Genomic DNA, 16,224 nt, shown 5'->3' on the forward strand with positions numbered 1-16,224 from the left:
GCCATGTTCGAACTCAGCCAACTTCGCTGTTTCGTCGCCGCCGCCGAGGAACTTCACTTCGGCCGCGCCGCGCAGCGGCTCAACATGACCCAGTCGCCGCTCAGCCGGCAGATCCAGCTGCTCGAACGCATCCTCGACGTCACCCTGCTCGAGCGGACGAGCCGCAATGTGTCGCTGACCCCGGCCGGCCGGGTCTTCCTGATCGAGGCGCGGCGCATCGTCCGCCTCGCCGAAAGCGCGTCGCTGTCGGCCCGGCGGGTCGCCAAGGGCGATGCGGGAAAGGTCGGCATCGGCTTCACCGCCGTGTCCGGCTACACGCTCGTCCCGCGCATCGTGACGCAGGCGCGCGCGACGCTGCCCAATATCGAACTCGAACTGCGTGAGATGGTGACCGGCGAACAGACCGATGCCTTGCTGACCGGGCTGATCGACATCGGCTTCGTCCGGCCGCCCGTCGAGCGCGGTGAATTCAACAGCGCGCTGGCGCTCAGCGAACCGCTCGTCGTCGCGCTGCCGCTCGGCGACCCGCGTCAGGCGAAGTCGGTGCTCGAACCCGCCGATCTCGATGACCTGCCGCTCATCATGTATTCGCGGCAAGGCGCGGGCTATTTTCACGACCTGCTCGCGCGGATATTCGACGAAGCGGGCGTGTCCCCCCATTATATCCAACATGTGACCCAGATTCATTCGATGCTGGGGCTGGTGCGCGCCGGGCTCGCGGCTGCGGTGGTGCCGCGGTCGGCGATGGGCCTGCACCCCGACGATGTGCAGTTTCGCGAACTGACCACGACGCCCGAACAGCCGGTCGAACTCTATATGGCCTGGCGCCGCGACAACGCCAATCCGGCGACCGAACCGATGCGCCGCCTGTGCATGGAGGTGATGGCGGCGTGATCCTGCGCCGCCAGCTGATGGCAGGGGCGGGCGCGGCGATGCTGCTGCCGGTCCAGGGATTGGCGCGCGGCGGGGGCGATCCGATCGCGACGACACGCTACGGCCGCGTTCGGGGGCTTTCCGAGCAAGGCGTGCTGGTCTTTCGCGGCATCCGCTATGGCGCTGACACCGCGCCGCGTCGCTTCCAGGCGGCGCTCGCGCCGACGCTCTGGCGCGGCATCGCCGATGCGACCGCTTATGGCGCCGCTGCGCCGCAGACCAAGGCCCCCGAGCCGACGAGCGAGGACTGCCTGTTTCTCAACATCTGGACCCCGGCGCTCGATGGCGCGCGGCGGCCGGTGATGGTCTATCTGCACGGCGGCGCCCATGCGCACGGGTCGGGGTCGGACCCGCTCTACGACGGCGGCAATCTGGTGCGGCGCGGCGATGTCGTCGTGGTGACGCTCAACCACCGGCTCGCGGCGCTCGGCTACGCCTATCTCGCGCGGCTCGGCGGTCCGGCGGAGTCGGGCAATGCCGGCAACCTCGACATCATCCTCGCGCTGCAGTGGGTCCGCGACAATATTGCGGCGTTCGGCGGCGATCCGGGCCGCGTGATGATCTTCGGCCAGTCGGGCGGCGGCGCGAAGGTCGTCACGCTGATGGCGATGGAGCAGGCGCGCGCGCTGTTCCACAGCGCCGCGACGATGAGCGGCCAGCATGTGACCGCCGCCGGCCCCAATCACGCGACCGAACGCGCGCGGGCGTGGATGGCGAAAGCCGGCGCCGCGTCCTTCGAGGAACTGCGCGGCTTGCCCGTCGAACGACTCGTCGAGGCGATGGCGATGACCGACCCGCTCGAAGGAAAGGGCGAAATCAGCTTCACCTCGACGCTCGATCATCAGGTGCTGAAACGCCATCCCTTCTACCCCGGCGCGCCGCGCGAGGCCGCATCGATCCCCTTGATCGTCGGCAACACGCATGACGAGACCGGGCTGTGGATCGCCGCGACGCTGAAGCGCGGCGATACCGACTGGGACAATCTGCCCGCGCGGCTGGAGCGCGAGATCGTCAAAGACGTCGACCCCGTGTGGCTGATCGAACGCTATCGCGCGCTCTACCCCGACCGCACGCCGGGACAGATTTTGCTCGCCGCCTCGACCGCCGCGCGCTCCTGGCCCGGCCATCTGATTCAGGCCGAGGAACGCGCGCGGATCGGCGCGCCGACCTGGATGTACCAGCTCGATTTCCCCTCGCCCGAGGCGGGCGGCGTGTTGGGGGCCTTTCATACGCTCGATATCGGGCTGGTGTTCGACAATGTGCAGCTTCCCGCCGCGCGCACCGGCAACACGTCCGAGGCGCGCGCGCTGGCGGGGCAGATGGCCGACGCCTTCATCCGGCTGGCGCGGAGCGGCGATCCCAATGGCGGGTCGTTGCCCGCCTGGCCGCACTATGACCTTGATACGCGCCCGACGATGATCTTCGACCGCGACAGTCGCATCGAAAACGACCCCCGCCGCGCCGAGCGCGAATGGCTGTCGGTCGCGCCCTATATCAAGCCGGGCGGCTGATCAGCGGTCCCAGGGAAAGGCCAGCGTTGGCCGATTGGCGTAGCGCGCCATCGTCAGCCGCAGCCGCGTTCCGCAGCCGGGCTCGAGCCGCACCGTCAAGTCGCGCCCCCGGAGGAATGCCTTGCCGCGGTCCCATGCGACCGCGTCGATCCGGTGTTCGGCATAGGTGCCGCCCTGGACGATCAGCGTGCGCGGTTCGGTGCCGGTGTTGACCAAAGTCACCTCGGTCTTGGTGTCGCCCAGGCTGTGGACGAGCGCCGCGACGTCGTCGGGCACCCCGGCGCGGCGGCGGTCGGCGTCGAAATAGCGCAGCCGGCAATGGAGCGGCACCCCGCCCTGCGGCGCGGTGGTCGGCGACCAGGGCGGCCGCGCGATGTGCAGGCCGCCGGTCATCGTCTGGATCAGCGCCCGGGCGGCGGCGGGATTGATGCCGAGCGTCCAGTCGGCGAGCCGCTCGTCGGGCCGCGTCATGTCGGCTTCGGCGATGCCCACCCGCTTGGCGACATGGTCGAGATCGGCTTGCAGCGCGCGTTCGGGATAGTCCGGATTCTTCCCTTCGAGGAAGTCGATCCACGGGTGGCTGCCCGCCGCTTCGCGATCGGCGGCCTCCTGCGTCGCATACCAGATTTCAAAGCCGTTGGTGCGATAGGGGCCGGGCTTCCAGCCGTACCAGCCGTCGGCGCCATGCATCGTCGGCGCCGCCATGACGCCGTCGATCCGCTTGCTCTGCTCGTTGATGCGGACATTCATGTCGCGCCACAGACGCAGATAGTCGCGGTCGCCCGACAGCACCAGCGCGTTGTAAAAGGTCGTGATCGATCGCGGCACGCGGTTGCGATTCTCGCGTTCGCCGGTCTGCGGCACGATGGGGGAGAAGCCCCAGCCATAGACGCCCTGCCACCAGTCGGCGCCGACCCGTCCATCGGCGGCGACGCGGCTCGGCAGGATGCCGTTGTTGGCGCGCGCGCGCTCGGCCCATGCGGTCAGATAGTCGAGCGCCCAGCCCCGGAACCGCTCCCCGGCGCCGAGCGCATAGGCGTTGAGGCCCAGCGTCGTCGCCTGCAGGTTCAGCGGATTGTCGCCGACGACATCGCCATATTCGGCATAGTGGGCGAGGAACTGGCTGTAGTCGTCTTCGCCATGTTCGAGGTGGAAGGGCGCGGCGTCGAACGGGTCGCCGGCCCAGTCGAGCGCGGTCACCGGTTGCAGCGCCGGGCCGCGGCTGCCGTTCATCAGGCTGCGCATCACCCGATGGCGCACGTCGTAATTGGCGGCGTCGGGATCGCGGCCGGTATAGAAATCGGCGAAACGCCGGGTGCGCGCGAGCAGCTTGCGGTCGCGCGGGGCGCTCATCCCCAGGACGTTGAACGTCGTCAGCCCCTCGGCATTATGCTGCCAGTCCATGCGGACCGGGAACTCGCGATGATACATGCCCTGGCGGGCGATCGCGACATCGACCGTCTTCGCGGCGCTATATTGGCGGATATGGCCGTCCCAGAAACGCTGCGCCAGCGTCAGTAGCCGGTCGGGCGCGCCGAGCGCGTGGAGCGTCACCCAGTCGTTGGTCGCCTCGGCGGCATCGTCGGGTCCATCGTTGGCGCCCCAGCGGACAAAGATCTTCAGCGCGTCGTTCGCATCGACATATTTGGCGTAAAAGGCCTCGCACGCCGCCATGTTCGCCGCGAGCAGGCGGCGCTGCAATCGCGCCCAGGCCGGGGTCGCCATCGGGCTGGTGATGCGGATCGGCCGCGCCGGCGGCCTGGCAAAGGCGGCCGGCGCGGCCAGAAGGGCGCTGCTCGCCGCCAGGAACGTGCGGCGCGAAAGCGTCATGCGACCAGCTCGAGGCGGCGGATCGGGCCGACGATCCAGACATAGGCGACGATCGTCAGCAGGCAGTGGACCGCGACAAAGGCGAGCGCGAGATCGAACGACCCGGTCGCCGCGACGATATAGCCGACGACGATCGGGGTCACGATGCCGGCGATATTGCCGAACATGTTGAACACGCCGCCCGACAGGCCCGCGAGCTGTTTGGGCGCGACGTCGGCCATCACCGCCCAGCCGAGCGAGGCGACGCCCTTGCCGAAAAAGGCGACCGCCATCAGCGCGATGACCAGCCATTCCTCCTCGGCCCACACGCAGGCGAGGATCGTCGTCGCCAGCAGCATGCCGATGACCAGCGGGGTCTTGCGCGCCTTGTCGAGGCTGCCGCTCCGTTTCAGGATATGGTCGGAAATGACGCCGCCGGCGAGGCCGCCGACAAAGCCGAAGGCGGCGGGCAAGGCTGCCGCGAAGCCGGCCTCCATGATGTTGAGGCCGCGTTCCTTGACCAGATAGATCGGGAACCAGGTCACAAAGAAATAGGTCAGCACATTGATGCAATATTGCCCCAGATAGATGCCGAGCATCATCCGGTTCGACAACAGCAGCCGGAAATTGGGCCAGGAAAAGGCCGGCGCGGCCTTGCTGCGGTCTTCCATTTCGATCTGGCCGCCGCCGTCGCGGATATGGTCGAGTTCGGCCTTGTTCACGCGCGGATGCCGGTCGGGCCCGTGGATCTGGCTGACGAACAGCAAGGTCGCGGCGATGCCCAGCGCGCCCATCGTCCAGAACACCGAACGCCAGCCATGTTCGTGAACCAGCCAGCCCATCAGCGGGGCAAAGGCGACGAGCGCGAAATATTGCGCACTGTTGAAGATCGCCGACGCGGTCCCGCGCTCGGCGCTGGGGAACCAGGCGGCGACCAGCCGCGCATTGCCGGGAAAGGACGGCGCTTCGGCCAGTCCGACCAGGAAGCGCAGCAGGAACAAGGTGGTGACGGCGGTCAGCCCGGGCACAAAGCCGACGAAGCCCTGCGCCGCCGTGAAGATCGACCAGATCAGGATCGCCGACGCATAGACTTTCTTGGTGCCGAAGCGGTCGAGCAGCGCGCCGCCCGGAATCTGCGCCAGCGCATAGGCCCAGGCAAAGGCCGAAAGGATATAGCCGGTCTCGATCGGGCTCAGCGCCAGTTCGCGCGACGCCTCTTCGCCGGCGATCGAGAATGTTGCGCGATCGGCATAGTTGATCGTCGTGATGACAAAGATTAGCGCGATGATCGCATAGCGCGTTCGTGTCGGTTTTTCGGCGTTATCGACCATGACCTCTCCTGTCGACCCGAAGCGCTCGCGGCTTTTGCGGTCGCCGGGACGCTAGCGACTGCATCGGGTGCGGTCCAAGGCGAAAGTTGGAACAATCCAGCCAATCCATGGCTGGATCGCGACGGGGAAGCGCCATTTTTTGAAATCGGTGCGCGATCGGCATTGATCCATGCCGGATTGAGGTTGGCCTTGTCCCCGTCTCTGGCGCTAGCCTTTGGCCATTCTAACCGCAGACTTGCCGGATGACGGGCAAGCAGGGAGAGGGGATTACCGATGGCGACTTCCGCAATGTGCACGATCAAGGCCGGCCTTTTTGCAGGCTCGGCGGCGTTGGCGATCCTGTCGCCCGGCGCGGCTTATGCGCAGGCGGACCCCGCCGGCGACGCGGCGGCGCAGGAGGCCTCCGATGCCGCCGCCGACACCGCCGCCGACGAGGAAATCGTCGTATCGGGTTTTCGTCAGAGCCTGACCAGTGCGCTGAACATGAAGCGCAACGAAACCGCCTCGATCGACGCGATCAAGGCCGAAGACATCGCCGAATTTCCCGACCTCAACCTCGCCGAATCGCTGCAGCGCATTCCCGGCGTCGCGATCAGCCGCGTCAACGGCGAAGGCCGCAACATCTCGGTTCGCGGCCTCGGCCCCGAATATACGCGCGTCCGCATCAACGGCATGGAAGCGATCGGGACCAGCGGCGGCACCGACAATTCGGGCGGCGTCAACCGGGGTCGCGGGTTCGACTTCAACATCTTCTCGTCCGACCTGTTCAACAGCCTCGCGGTCCGCAAGACCGCGAGCGCCGACGTCGAGGAAGGCTCGCTCGGCGCAACGGTCGACCTGCAGGTCGCGCGCCCTTTCGACTTCAAGAAATCGACCGCCGTGCTCTCGGTGCAGGGCAGCTATAACGATCTCGCGCGCAAGCTGACGCCGCGCGTCTCGGGCCTGGTCACGGTGTCGAACCCCGACGAAACCTTCGGCGTGCTCGTCTCGCTGGCCTATGAAGAGCGCCGCCTGCGCGAAGAGGGCGCGAACATCACGCGCTGGACCTATGGCGGCTTCAACGGCGGGTTCAACCCGGCCTCGACGCTCGACGGCTATACGATCGCGCAGATCAACAATGGCAGCAATCTCGACACCGCGCTGTTCCACCCGCGCATCCCCGGCCTCGTCAGCTATGACATCAGCCAGAAGCGTCTCGGCGCTGCGGTGTCGGTGCAGTTCCGCCCCTCGGACAGCACATTGGTCTCGATCGACGGCCTCTATTCGCGCCTCGACGGCACCCGCGCCGAAAGCCAGTTTCAGGCGATCAGCTTCAGCCGCTCGGGCGCCGGCAAGCCGCAGACGATCATCCGTTCGGGCGTGGTCGACGAAAACAACAACATCATCAGCGGCACCTTCGACAATGTCGATCTGCGCACCCAGTCGCGCTACGACGTGCTGAAGACCGACTTCTACCAGCTGACCGGCAACCTCGAGCAGGAATTTGGCGAGCGGCTGAAATTCACCGGCCTCGTCGGCTATTCCAAATCGGCCTTCAACAATCCGGTGCAGACCACGGTCACGATCGACGCCGCAAACACCAACGGCTTCTTCTACGACTTCTCGACGCGCTTCCCGACGATCCGCCCGGGCGTCGACGTCACCAACGCCGCGAGCTTCGCCTTCACCAGCGGCACGTCGGAGGTCCGCATTCGCCCGCAGACCGTCGACAACAGCTTTGCGACCGCGAAGGGATCGCTGGCGTGGGAGGCGAATGACGCTGTGACGCTGAAGGCCGGTCTCGACTGGCGCCGCTTCACCTATGATTCGACCGAGCGTCGCCGGCTGCTGGGCGAAACCGTCGTCACGACGCTGACCGCCGCGCAACTCGCGCCGCTCACCACCCTCTATTCGGGCTTCGGCCGCGGGCTGAACCTGCCCGACGGGGCGATCACCGGCTGGGTCGTTCCCAACCTGTCGGCCTTCCTCGGGGCGATCGATGCCGCGAACAATCCCCTCTACGCGACCGGCGGTATCGAGAATGCCACCGCGCGCGGTTCGTTCATCACCGTCGAGGAAAAGGATCTCGGCGCCTGGGGGATGGCCGAATTCAATCTCGAGAGCGCGGGCCTGCCGCTGCGCGGCGATGTGGGTGTCCGCTATGTCGATACCAAGCAGATCTCGACCGGCTATGCGAGCCAGGGGGCGACGATCAACCTCGTCGAGGCGAACCGCTCCTATGGCCGCTGGCTGCCCTCGGCGAACCTGGTCTTCGACGTCGCCGACAATCTGCTCGTCCGCCTCGCCGCCGCCAAAACGATGGCGCGCGCCGGCATCGCGTCGATCACGCCGGGCGGCAACCTCAATGTGTCGGGCGGCAACCGCAGCTTCAGCTCGGGCAACCCCGACCTGAAACCGACCGAATCGACGAATTTCGACGCAAGCATCGAATGGTATCCGACCCCCGGCGCCATCTATGCCGTCTCGGGCTTCCACAAGGATATCGGGACCTTCGTCCAGTCGCTCAGCACCTCGGTGCCCTTTGCCGACCTCGGCCTGCCCGCATCGCTGCTGAACGGCACGACCGCGTCGCCGACCGACATCTTCATCGTCAACCAGCCGGTCAATTCGAGCGGCGGCAAGCTCAAGGGCTTCGAAATCAACATCCAGCAGCCGTTCAACTTCTTCGACGGCTTCCTGTCGAACTTCGGCGTGCTCGCCAACTATACCTATGTCAGCTCGAACATCGAATATCTGACGGCGGCGAACGGCAGCAGCTCGGTCCGCGCGCCGCTGGTCGGCCTGTCGAAACAGGCGGCGAACGCGACGCTCTATTATGAAGACAAGAAATTCTCGATCCGCGGCTCGGCCTCCTATCGGTCGAAATATCTGACCGCCGTGCCGGGGACCGAGGGCAATGCGTGGAACGGCACCAACAGCACGCTCAATTTCGATGCGCAGCTGTCCTACAACGTCAACGACCGGCTGAAGCTCAGCCTCGAGATGATCAACCTGACCGACGAGAAGAATGACCAGTTCGTGGACGAGACGAACCGCCTGAACGTGCTCACCCACAGCGGTCGCCAGTTCAACTTCGGCCTGCGTTACAGCCTGTAATCGGAGACGCTCGGTGATCGACGGCAGCATCCTGATCGGGCAGGGCGCGCGGCGGAGCGACGCAAGCTTCCGCGCCCATGACCCGGCGACCGGCGCCGTCGTCGGTCCCGCGTTCAGCATCGCGGGCGCGCAGGACGTCGCCGACGCCTGTGCGCTTGCCGCCGATGCTGCGGGGGCCTTCGGGTCGCTGGCGCCCGCCGTCCGCGCCGATTTTCTCGAAGCGGTGGCCCAGGCGATCGTCGCCATTGGCGATATCCTGATCGAAACCGCGATGGCCGAAACCGGCCTGCCGCGCGCCCGGCTGGAGGGCGAGCGCGGGCGCACGACCGGACAGTTGCAACTCTTCGCATCGGTCGTCCGGCGGGGCGACTGGCTCGACGCGACGCTCGACCGCGCGATGCCCGATCGCGTTCCGCCGCGCCCCGCGCTGCGGCGGATGAACCTGCCGCTCGGTCCGGTGGCGGTGTTCGGCGCCTCCAATTTCCCGCTCGCCTTTTCGGTGGCGGGCGGCGACACCGCGTCGGCGCTGGCCGCCGGCTGTCCCGTGGTGGTCAAGGGGCACAGCGCGCACCCCGGAACCGGCGAACTGGTCGCGCGGGCGGTGCAGGCCGCTGTCGCCGCCTGCGGCCTGCCCGAAGGTGTCTTTTCCTATCTGCCCGGCAAATCGCACGAACTGGGCGCGGCGCTCGTCGCCGATCCCCGGATCAGGGCGGTCGGCTTTACCGGCTCGCGCGGCGGCGGACTCCATCTTGTCGATATCGCGCGCCAGCGCGAAAATCCCATCCCTGTCTATGCCGAGATGAGCAGCGTGAATCCCGTCATCATCCTGCCGGGTGCGCTCGCTGATCGCGGTATTGAACTGGCCGGCGCCTTTTCTTCCTCCCTTACACTCGGCGCCGGCCAATTTTGTACCAATCCCGGGACGATCCTTGCGGTCGACGGTCCGGCGCTCGACCGCTTTGTCGCCGCCGCCGCCGATGCGCTGGCCGGCGTGGAGCCCGCCACGATGCTCAGCGCGGGCATCGCGGCAGCCTATGCCGAAGGCGTCGCCGCGCTCGACGGCAATTCGGCGGTCGCGCGCGCGTCGGCGGCGGGTGCCGCCGGTCACAACCGCTGTGCCCCGGCCTTGTTCGACACGACGGCGGAGGCCTATGCCCGCGACGCGTCGATCGGCGACGAGATATTCGGGAGCGCGGCGGTGGTCGTGCGCTGCCGCGACCTGGCACAGCTGGCCGCCGTCGTGGCGGGCATGGAGGGCCAGCTGACCGCGACGATCCACATGGACGACGGCGATTTGGAGGCCGCCCGGGCGCTGTCGCCGCTGCTTGCCGACAAGGCGGGGCGGCTGCTGGTCAACGGCTGGCCGACGGGGGTCGAAGTCACCCATGCGATGGTCCATGGCGGGCCGTATCCGGCAACGTCCGACAGCCGGTCGACCTCGGTCGGGTCGCTGGCGATCGCGCGCTTCCTGCGCCCGGTGTGTTTCCAGAATCTTCCGGAGGCGATGCTGCCGCCGGCGCTTCGCGACGCCAATCCCTGGGGCCTGTCGCGGCGCATCGACGGCGAATGGCGGGCGCCCGCCGTCGCGGCGCGGCCCGATGCCTAGGCGGACACCCCGGACGGCCGGGCCTCACCCTGTTTTGCGGAAGGACGCGGTATGAGCATGGTCTTGGCGTTGCTTCTAGCGGGCGGACAAGCCGCGCCGATGGTCGTCATCGACGAGGCCGACACGGTTCAGGAAGGGCCGGCGCCGCATGGCAAGATCGGCCAGTCGACCGCCTGGCGGATCAGCGACGCGGTGCCCGCGCCGCGCAGCTTTGAATTTCGCAAGCGCGCGCTGCACGTCGGCGCGGCGATCGGGATTCACCCGATCGACCATGATGAAATCTATTATGTGCTGTCGGGCACCGGCACGGTCCATTCGGATGGCGAAGAACGGCCATTGGGACCGGGCATGGCCGCCTGGCTGTCCAGCGGCGCCAGCGTGGGTATTCGCCAGACGGGCGACGCACCGCTTATCCTCATCATCGCCTATCCGAACAAGCCGGCGATCTGACGCCGCTTTGCCCGCCCTGTCACTGGGCCTGGACCGCCGCGATCTGATCCCATGTCGCCTGATCGGTGGGCTGAAGAATGCCTGACCTTTCAAGCTCGGCGATTGCGGCGTCGCCAAGACCCAGCCAGTCGCGGACCAGCTCTTCGCTCTGCTCGCCCATCAGCGGCGCTGCGTCCGCGCGCGGTTCGCTCGCCACGCGGTGGTGTGCCGCCGCACGTTCCGAAATCACCGGCTCGGCGAGGTGCGGGTGATGGTCGACCCGGAAACTCCGCCGCTCGGTGCAATAGGCGAAAGCGGGCAGGTCGGCGACGCGCAGCATCGGCGCCGCCGCGATCCCGGCGGCCTGCAATCGGGTCGCCGCCTCCATCGGTGACCGGTCGCCGACCCATGCGCCGAGCGACATGCCTTGCAGCAGCGCCTCCAGCGTCGCGTCGTCGTCGTCGATGGTCAGCGCACACCATTCGTCGTCGCCGCGCGCGGGCAGCACCATCGACACCGGCCGCGCGACCGATCCGCTGTCCGGTTCCAGCCGATCGGCGAACTGCGCGAGCATCACCTCGGCCTGCGACACGCTGGCGCTGCCGCCGCGTCCGCTGCGCAGGCGGCGGATCAGCAGCGCCACCGCGCCCAGCGCGCTGATCCGGCCCGCGACATGATCGGGATAGACGGTGACCGCATCGCTGTAGCTGTCGGGATCGTCGGCATAGCGCCACATCCCGCTGAGGCCGGTCGCCGCGCGCACGAGCGGACCGTAACCGAGCCGCTTCGCCCACGGCCCCGTCGGGCCGAAGGCCGAGCTGTCGGCCATGACGAGGCGCGGATTCGCGGCGGTGAGCACATCGGCGCCGAGGCCGAGCGAATCCAGTGTGCCCGGCTTGAAGTTGGACAGCAGCACATCGGCCTTGCGGACAAGGTCGAGGAACAGCGCGCGGCCGCCCTCGTGCCGCAGGTCGAGCCCCAGGCTGCGCTTGTTCCGGTGCCCCGCCGCAAAACTCGCCGAGAGGCCATAGGGCAGGTAGGATTGCCGCGAACCATCGGGAAAGGCCGCACTTTCGACCTTGACGACGTCGGCGCCGCCGTCGGCGAACAGGCGTCCGGCCTCGGCGCCGACGACGATGACGCCGAGGTCGAGGACCTTCAGCCCCTCGAACGGCCGATCGAGGCTCGCGTCGCCGCGCGCGAGCATCGACGTTGTGGTCGTTTCGCCCGCCGGGCCCATGCGCGCGCCGTCGATCGTCAGCACGCCGTTTGGCAGCGTGACCTGTCGTCCGTCCGCCAGCGCGACTTGGGTCAGCGCCTGCCGCGCCTCGACCTGTTCGCTCGCCGCAAATTCGTCGAAGCTCAGCAGGCCCGCGATCGGCACGCCATGCGCCTGCCCCTCGGCTTCCAGCGCGGCGCGCTGGCGTGGCGCAAAGAAGGCCGCGAGCGCCGCCTGCAAATCTTCGGACTGCTGGCGGGTGCTGATCTTGGCGAACTCGGGCCCGGCGAAGGCATCGGGCTCGCCCATCCAGCGGAACATGCCCTGCCACTGGCGCGGCGCGAGCAGGCAGATGCGCACCTGTCCATCGGCGCAGGGAAAGATCGGATATTGGGTGCCCTTCGCGGGCCGGTCGCGCGACAGCAGGTGGAGCGGGCGCCCCATCGCCGCGCTGCCGTTGATGCCATAGCCCGGATCGAGCGCCTGCATCGCGCCGTCGAGCGCCGAAAAATCGATCCGGTCGCCGACACCCGAGCGCAGCGCCTTGTAACAGGCGGCGAGCACGACATAGGCGCCCTGCGCGGCGGCGCATTGCCAGGCGAGTTCGCCGGGCGGCAGCAGCGGCGCGCGGCCGCGAATGCCCGAGCGCGACAGACTGCCCGACAGCGCGTGCAGTATCGCGTCGCTCGCCCGCCAGTCGCTGAGGCTGTTGCCGCTGCCGAACGGGCTGACCTCCATCAGCACGAGTGCGGGGGTGGCGGCCGACAGCGCGTCATAATCGAGCATGGCGGGCGGCGCGACGACGATGTCGGCCGCCGCGAGCGCGGCGTCATCGGCCGGTCCGGCGTGGAGGATCTTGCCCGCATTGGCGGCGATATCGGCGGCATCGCCCGTCGCGGCGACATAGCGGTCGACGCGCGCACCCAGCTCGGCGAGCGGGCGTGTGATCGGCGCGAGCGGACCCTCGACCAGGTCGACGACGCGCAGTCCGGTGAGCGGACGGTCGACGCTCATCGCGGATTGCGCGGGAATTGCGGCAGGTTCGCGGGAATCTCGACCCACGGCAGCGCGGTTGCGGTCCAGACATGGATCGCGGGCGTGAACCGCCCCGGATCGTCGGTCGTCCCCGCCTTGACGATCGCCATCTGCGGCGAGGCGGCGGTGATCGAGCGGATCGGCGAGCCGCAGGTGGCGCAGAATTGCCGCAGCACCGGTTGGCCGCTTTCGGTGTCATGGTCTTCATAGGTGGTGAGGTCGCCCGACAACTGCATCGCCTCGCCCGCGACGACGATGTTCACCGAAAAGGCGCTGCCCGACTGGCGGCGGCAGTTGGCGCAGTGGCACACCGCGACGGTGATCGGCTCGCCGCTCAGCCGGTAGCGCACCGCGCCGCAATTACACCCGCCCTCGATCTCGCTCATCACACTCTCCCGCTTCTTTTGTATTGCGCTTTTATCTAATGACATTAGTTTATGGAGTCGGCAACAGACAATCGGTCCGGTTTTAACGGGTCGCTAGCGGTGGAGAGGCGAATGAGCGAGCAATTTGCGATGACGATCGACGGACGCGCGGTCGATGCGACGGCGACGATCGATGTCCGCAACCCGGCGACGGGGGAGGTCTTCGCGGCCGCGCCCGATGCCTCCGCCGCCGATCTCGACGCGGCGGTGACCGCCGCGACGCGCGCCTTTCCCGCCTGGCGCGATACGCCGCTGGCCGCGCGCAAGGCCGCGCTTGGCAAGGCCGCCGACGCGATCGAGGCGCACGCCGACGAACTCGCCGCGCTGTTCGTCCAGGAACAGGGGCGCCCGCTCCCCGGCGCGAAAATGGAAATCCTCGGCGCCGCGATGTGGATGCGGGCGACGACGATGCTCGACCTCCCGGTCGACGTCACCGAGGACAGCGAGACGCGGCGGATCGAGGTGCATCATGTCCCGCTGGGCGTGGTGTGCGGGATCGTGCCGTGGAATTTCCCGGTGCTGCTCGCCGCGTGGAAGATCGGCCCCGCGCTGATGGCGGGTAACACGCTGGTGCTCAAACCCTCGCCCTTCACCCCGCTCTGCACGCTGCGCATCGGCGAACTGATCCGCGACGCTTTCCCGGCGGGCGTCATCAACATCATCAGCGGCGGCGACGCGCTCGGCCCGCTGATGACGGCGCATCCGGGCTTCGCGAAGATCAGCTTCACCGGGTCGACCGCAACCGGACGCCGCGTGATGGAATCGGCGGCGAAGGATCTGAAGCGCATCACGCTCGAACTCGGCGGCAACGACGCCGCGATCGTGCTGCCTGATGTCGATGTCGACGCGGTCGCGGCGCAGTTGTTCGAGGGCGCCTTCCACAACACGGCGCAGGTCTGCGTCGCGACCAAGCGGCTCTATATCCACGCGGATATCTACGACCGGCTTCGCGACCGCCTCCACCAACTTGCGAAAGAGCTGCCCGTTGGCGACGGGGCGGAGCAGGGCAATCGCTACGGCCCGATCCAGAACGAACCCCAATATCGCCGCGTCCTTGCGCTGCTCGACGATGCGCGCGCCAATGGCCTGACCTTGCTTGAAGGCGGTGCGGTGCCACAGCAGGGTTATTTCGTCCCGCTGACGCTCGTCGACAATCCGCCCGAGGACAGCCGCGTCGTCGTCGAGGAGGCGTTCGGCCCGGTGCTGCCCTTGCTCAAATTCACCGATATCGACGATGTCGTCGCGCGCGCCAACGACAGCGATTATGGCCTCGCGGGTGCGGTCTGGTCCGCCGATGTCGCGGCGGCGACCGCGATCGCGCACCGGCTCGACACCGGCACCGTCTGGATCAACCAGAATCTCCAATCGACCCCCTTCACCCCGCTTGCCGGCGCGAAACAGTCGGGCTTCGGGCAGGAGAATGGCGTGCCCGGCCTGCTCGAATTCACCCGCCCCAAGGCGATCTTCATCCCCAAGGCGGCCTGAATCCATGCCGCCCGGTCCGGAGGATGAGGCGTTTCGCGACGAGGTTCGCGCCTTCTTCGCGGCCGAACTGACCCCCGAACTGCGCCGCGCGGGCACGCTGATGACCTCGGTCTACGCCGACCATGCATCGCAAATGGCCTGGCAGGAAAAATTGCACGCGAAGGGCTGGGCCGCGCCCGCCTGGCCGACCCGATATGGCGGTTGCGACTGGAGCGTCGTCCAGCACCATATCTTCGCGAGCGAGCGCGTCCGCGCCGGCGCGCCGCCGGTGTCGCCGATGGGGATCAGGATGTGCGGCCCCGCGATCATCGGTTTCGGCACCGAGGCGCAGAAGGAATATTTCCTCCCCCGGATGCTCAGCGGCGAACATGTCTGGTGCCAGGGCTATTCCGAACCCGGCGCCGGATCGGACCTCGCCGCGCTCCAGATGCACGCGGTGCGCGACGGCGACGATTTTATCTGCACCGGCACCAAGATCTGGACCACCCATGCGCATGTCGCCAACTGGATCTTCTGCCTCGTCCGCACGACGAAGAGTGAGCGCAAGCAGCAGGGGATCAGCTTCCTGCTCATCGACATGGCATCGCCGGGGATCGTCGTGCGCCCGATCGTCATGGCGTCGGGCGAGCATATCCAGAATCAGATCTTCTTCGATCAGGTCCGCGTGCCGGTCGCCAATGTGCTGGGCGCGATCGACGACGGCTGGACCGTCGCCAAATATCTGCTCGAATTCGAACGCGGCGGCAGCGCCTATGCGCCCGAGATCGAGGTCGCGCTCGAAGACCTCGCGCGGCAGGTCGCGGCGCAGCCCGCCGGACCGGCCCGCGCCATGCTCGAGGTGCGGATCGCCGAAGCGCGCATCCGCTGCGCCATCCTCGCGCGGCTCGAAAGCGACATCCTCTCGCGGCTGTCGGCGGGGGCGTCGACCGGCACCGATGCGTCGATGATGAAGATCCTCGGCACCGAATTGCAACAGCGCGTGACCGAACTCGCGCTCGACGCGGCGGGACCGCTGGCGCGGGCGTTCCAGCCCGGTGTTGCGATGCCCGGCGGGCCGATTCCCGGCCATAGGCTCGACGATTATTGCAGCGGCGAAGTATGGCAGGCGATTGCGCCGCTCCACTATCTCAACGAGCGCGCGAGCAGCATCTACGCCGGAACGAACGAGATCCAGCGCGGGATTTTGGCGAAGGCGGAACTGGGGCTCTGATCCCCGTCATCGCGAACCCGGCCTTTCGGCTGGCGACCGAAGGAACTGGCGCCGGACTTCAAGGAGGGGGTGGGAAGCGGACGTCTATTGCGTCGTCATCCCGGGCTTGGCCCGGGACCCGCCTTCCTTCCTTCG

The 16,224-nt window shown here is 67.8% G+C and carries 11 protein-coding genes; 7 read left to right on the forward strand and 4 right to left on the reverse strand.

The features are described from left to right. The first annotated feature begins 3 nt into the window (after positions 1–3). Positions 4–894: a LysR family transcriptional regulator gene (locus tag ACREB7_RS03235; protein WP_431590849.1), complete on the forward strand. Its 891-nt coding sequence runs from the start codon at positions 4–6 to the stop codon at positions 892–894. Beyond that, positions 891–2,444, forward strand: coding sequence for a carboxylesterase/lipase family protein (locus ACREB7_RS03240; RefSeq protein ID WP_431590850.1), 1,554 nt, complete (start codon positions 891–893; stop codon positions 2,442–2,444). Before ACREB7_RS03235 ends, ACREB7_RS03240 begins: the two co-directional genes overlap by 4 nt. Here ACREB7_RS03240 and ACREB7_RS03245 read toward each other — a convergent pair whose 3' ends face one another. Continuing rightward, a complete protein-coding gene (locus ACREB7_RS03245; RefSeq protein ID WP_431590851.1) occupies positions 2,445–4,274 on the reverse strand; it encodes a hypothetical protein in 1,830 nt (609 codons plus the stop codon). Continuing rightward, complete coding sequence (locus ACREB7_RS03250) at positions 4,271–5,584, reverse strand: MFS transporter (protein WP_431590852.1); 1,314 nt, start codon at positions 5,582–5,584, stop codon at positions 4,271–4,273. The genes ACREB7_RS03245 and ACREB7_RS03250 overlap by 4 nt, the downstream gene beginning before the upstream one ends. Positions 5,585–5,857: 273 nt before the next feature. On the opposite strand from ACREB7_RS03250, the gene ACREB7_RS03255 reads away from it, so the two are divergent. From ACREB7_RS03255 to ACREB7_RS03265, 3 genes are read left to right on the forward strand one after another with little or no spacing between them, the layout of a single operon-like run. Next, complete coding sequence (locus ACREB7_RS03255; RefSeq protein WP_431590853.1) at positions 5,858–8,680, forward strand: TonB-dependent receptor; 2,823 nt, start codon at positions 5,858–5,860, stop codon at positions 8,678–8,680. A gap of 13 nt (positions 8,681–8,693) precedes the next feature. Next, a complete protein-coding gene (locus ACREB7_RS03260) occupies positions 8,694–10,286 on the forward strand; it encodes an aldehyde dehydrogenase (NADP(+)) (protein ID WP_431590854.1) in 1,593 nt (530 codons plus the stop codon). 57 nt (positions 10,287–10,343) lie between these two features. Beyond that, positions 10,344–10,736 carry a cupin domain-containing protein gene (locus ACREB7_RS03265; RefSeq protein WP_431590883.1) on the forward strand — a complete coding sequence of 131 codons (393 nt, stop codon included), beginning with the start codon at positions 10,344–10,346 and terminating at the stop codon, positions 10,734–10,736. Between the two features lie 19 nt (positions 10,737–10,755). On the opposite strand, the gene ACREB7_RS03270 is transcribed toward ACREB7_RS03265, so the two are convergent. Together ACREB7_RS03270 and ACREB7_RS03275 are read right to left on the reverse strand one after the other, a co-directional pair. After that, positions 10,756–12,948 carry a CoA transferase gene (locus tag ACREB7_RS03270; RefSeq protein ID WP_431590855.1) on the reverse strand — a complete coding sequence of 731 codons (2,193 nt, stop codon included), beginning with the start codon at positions 12,946–12,948 and terminating at the stop codon, positions 10,756–10,758. After that, positions 12,945–13,355 carry a GFA family protein gene (locus tag ACREB7_RS03275; protein WP_431590856.1) on the reverse strand — a complete coding sequence of 137 codons (411 nt, stop codon included), beginning with the start codon at positions 13,353–13,355 and terminating at the stop codon, positions 12,945–12,947. The genes ACREB7_RS03270 and ACREB7_RS03275 overlap by 4 nt, the downstream gene beginning before the upstream one ends. A gap of 111 nt (positions 13,356–13,466) precedes the next feature. Here ACREB7_RS03275 and ACREB7_RS03280 point away from each other — a divergent pair, with 111 nt between their 5' ends. Together ACREB7_RS03280 and ACREB7_RS03285 are read left to right on the forward strand one after the other, a co-directional pair. Further along, the gene (locus ACREB7_RS03280) at positions 13,467–14,879 is read left to right on the forward strand and encodes an aldehyde dehydrogenase family protein (RefSeq protein ID WP_431590857.1); all 1,413 of its coding nucleotides are present in this window, start codon (positions 13,467–13,469) and stop codon (positions 14,877–14,879) included. A 4-nt stretch (positions 14,880–14,883) separates the two neighbouring features. Continuing rightward, positions 14,884–16,089 (forward strand): acyl-CoA dehydrogenase family protein, encoded by a 1,206-nt coding sequence (locus ACREB7_RS03285; protein WP_431590858.1) that lies wholly within the window; start codon positions 14,884–14,886, stop codon positions 16,087–16,089. Positions 16,090–16,224: the final 135 nt, after the last annotated feature.

It is taken from the genome of Sphingopyxis sp., assembly GCF_050725615.1.
Classification (GTDB): domain Bacteria; phylum Pseudomonadota; class Alphaproteobacteria; order Sphingomonadales; family Sphingomonadaceae; genus Sphingopyxis.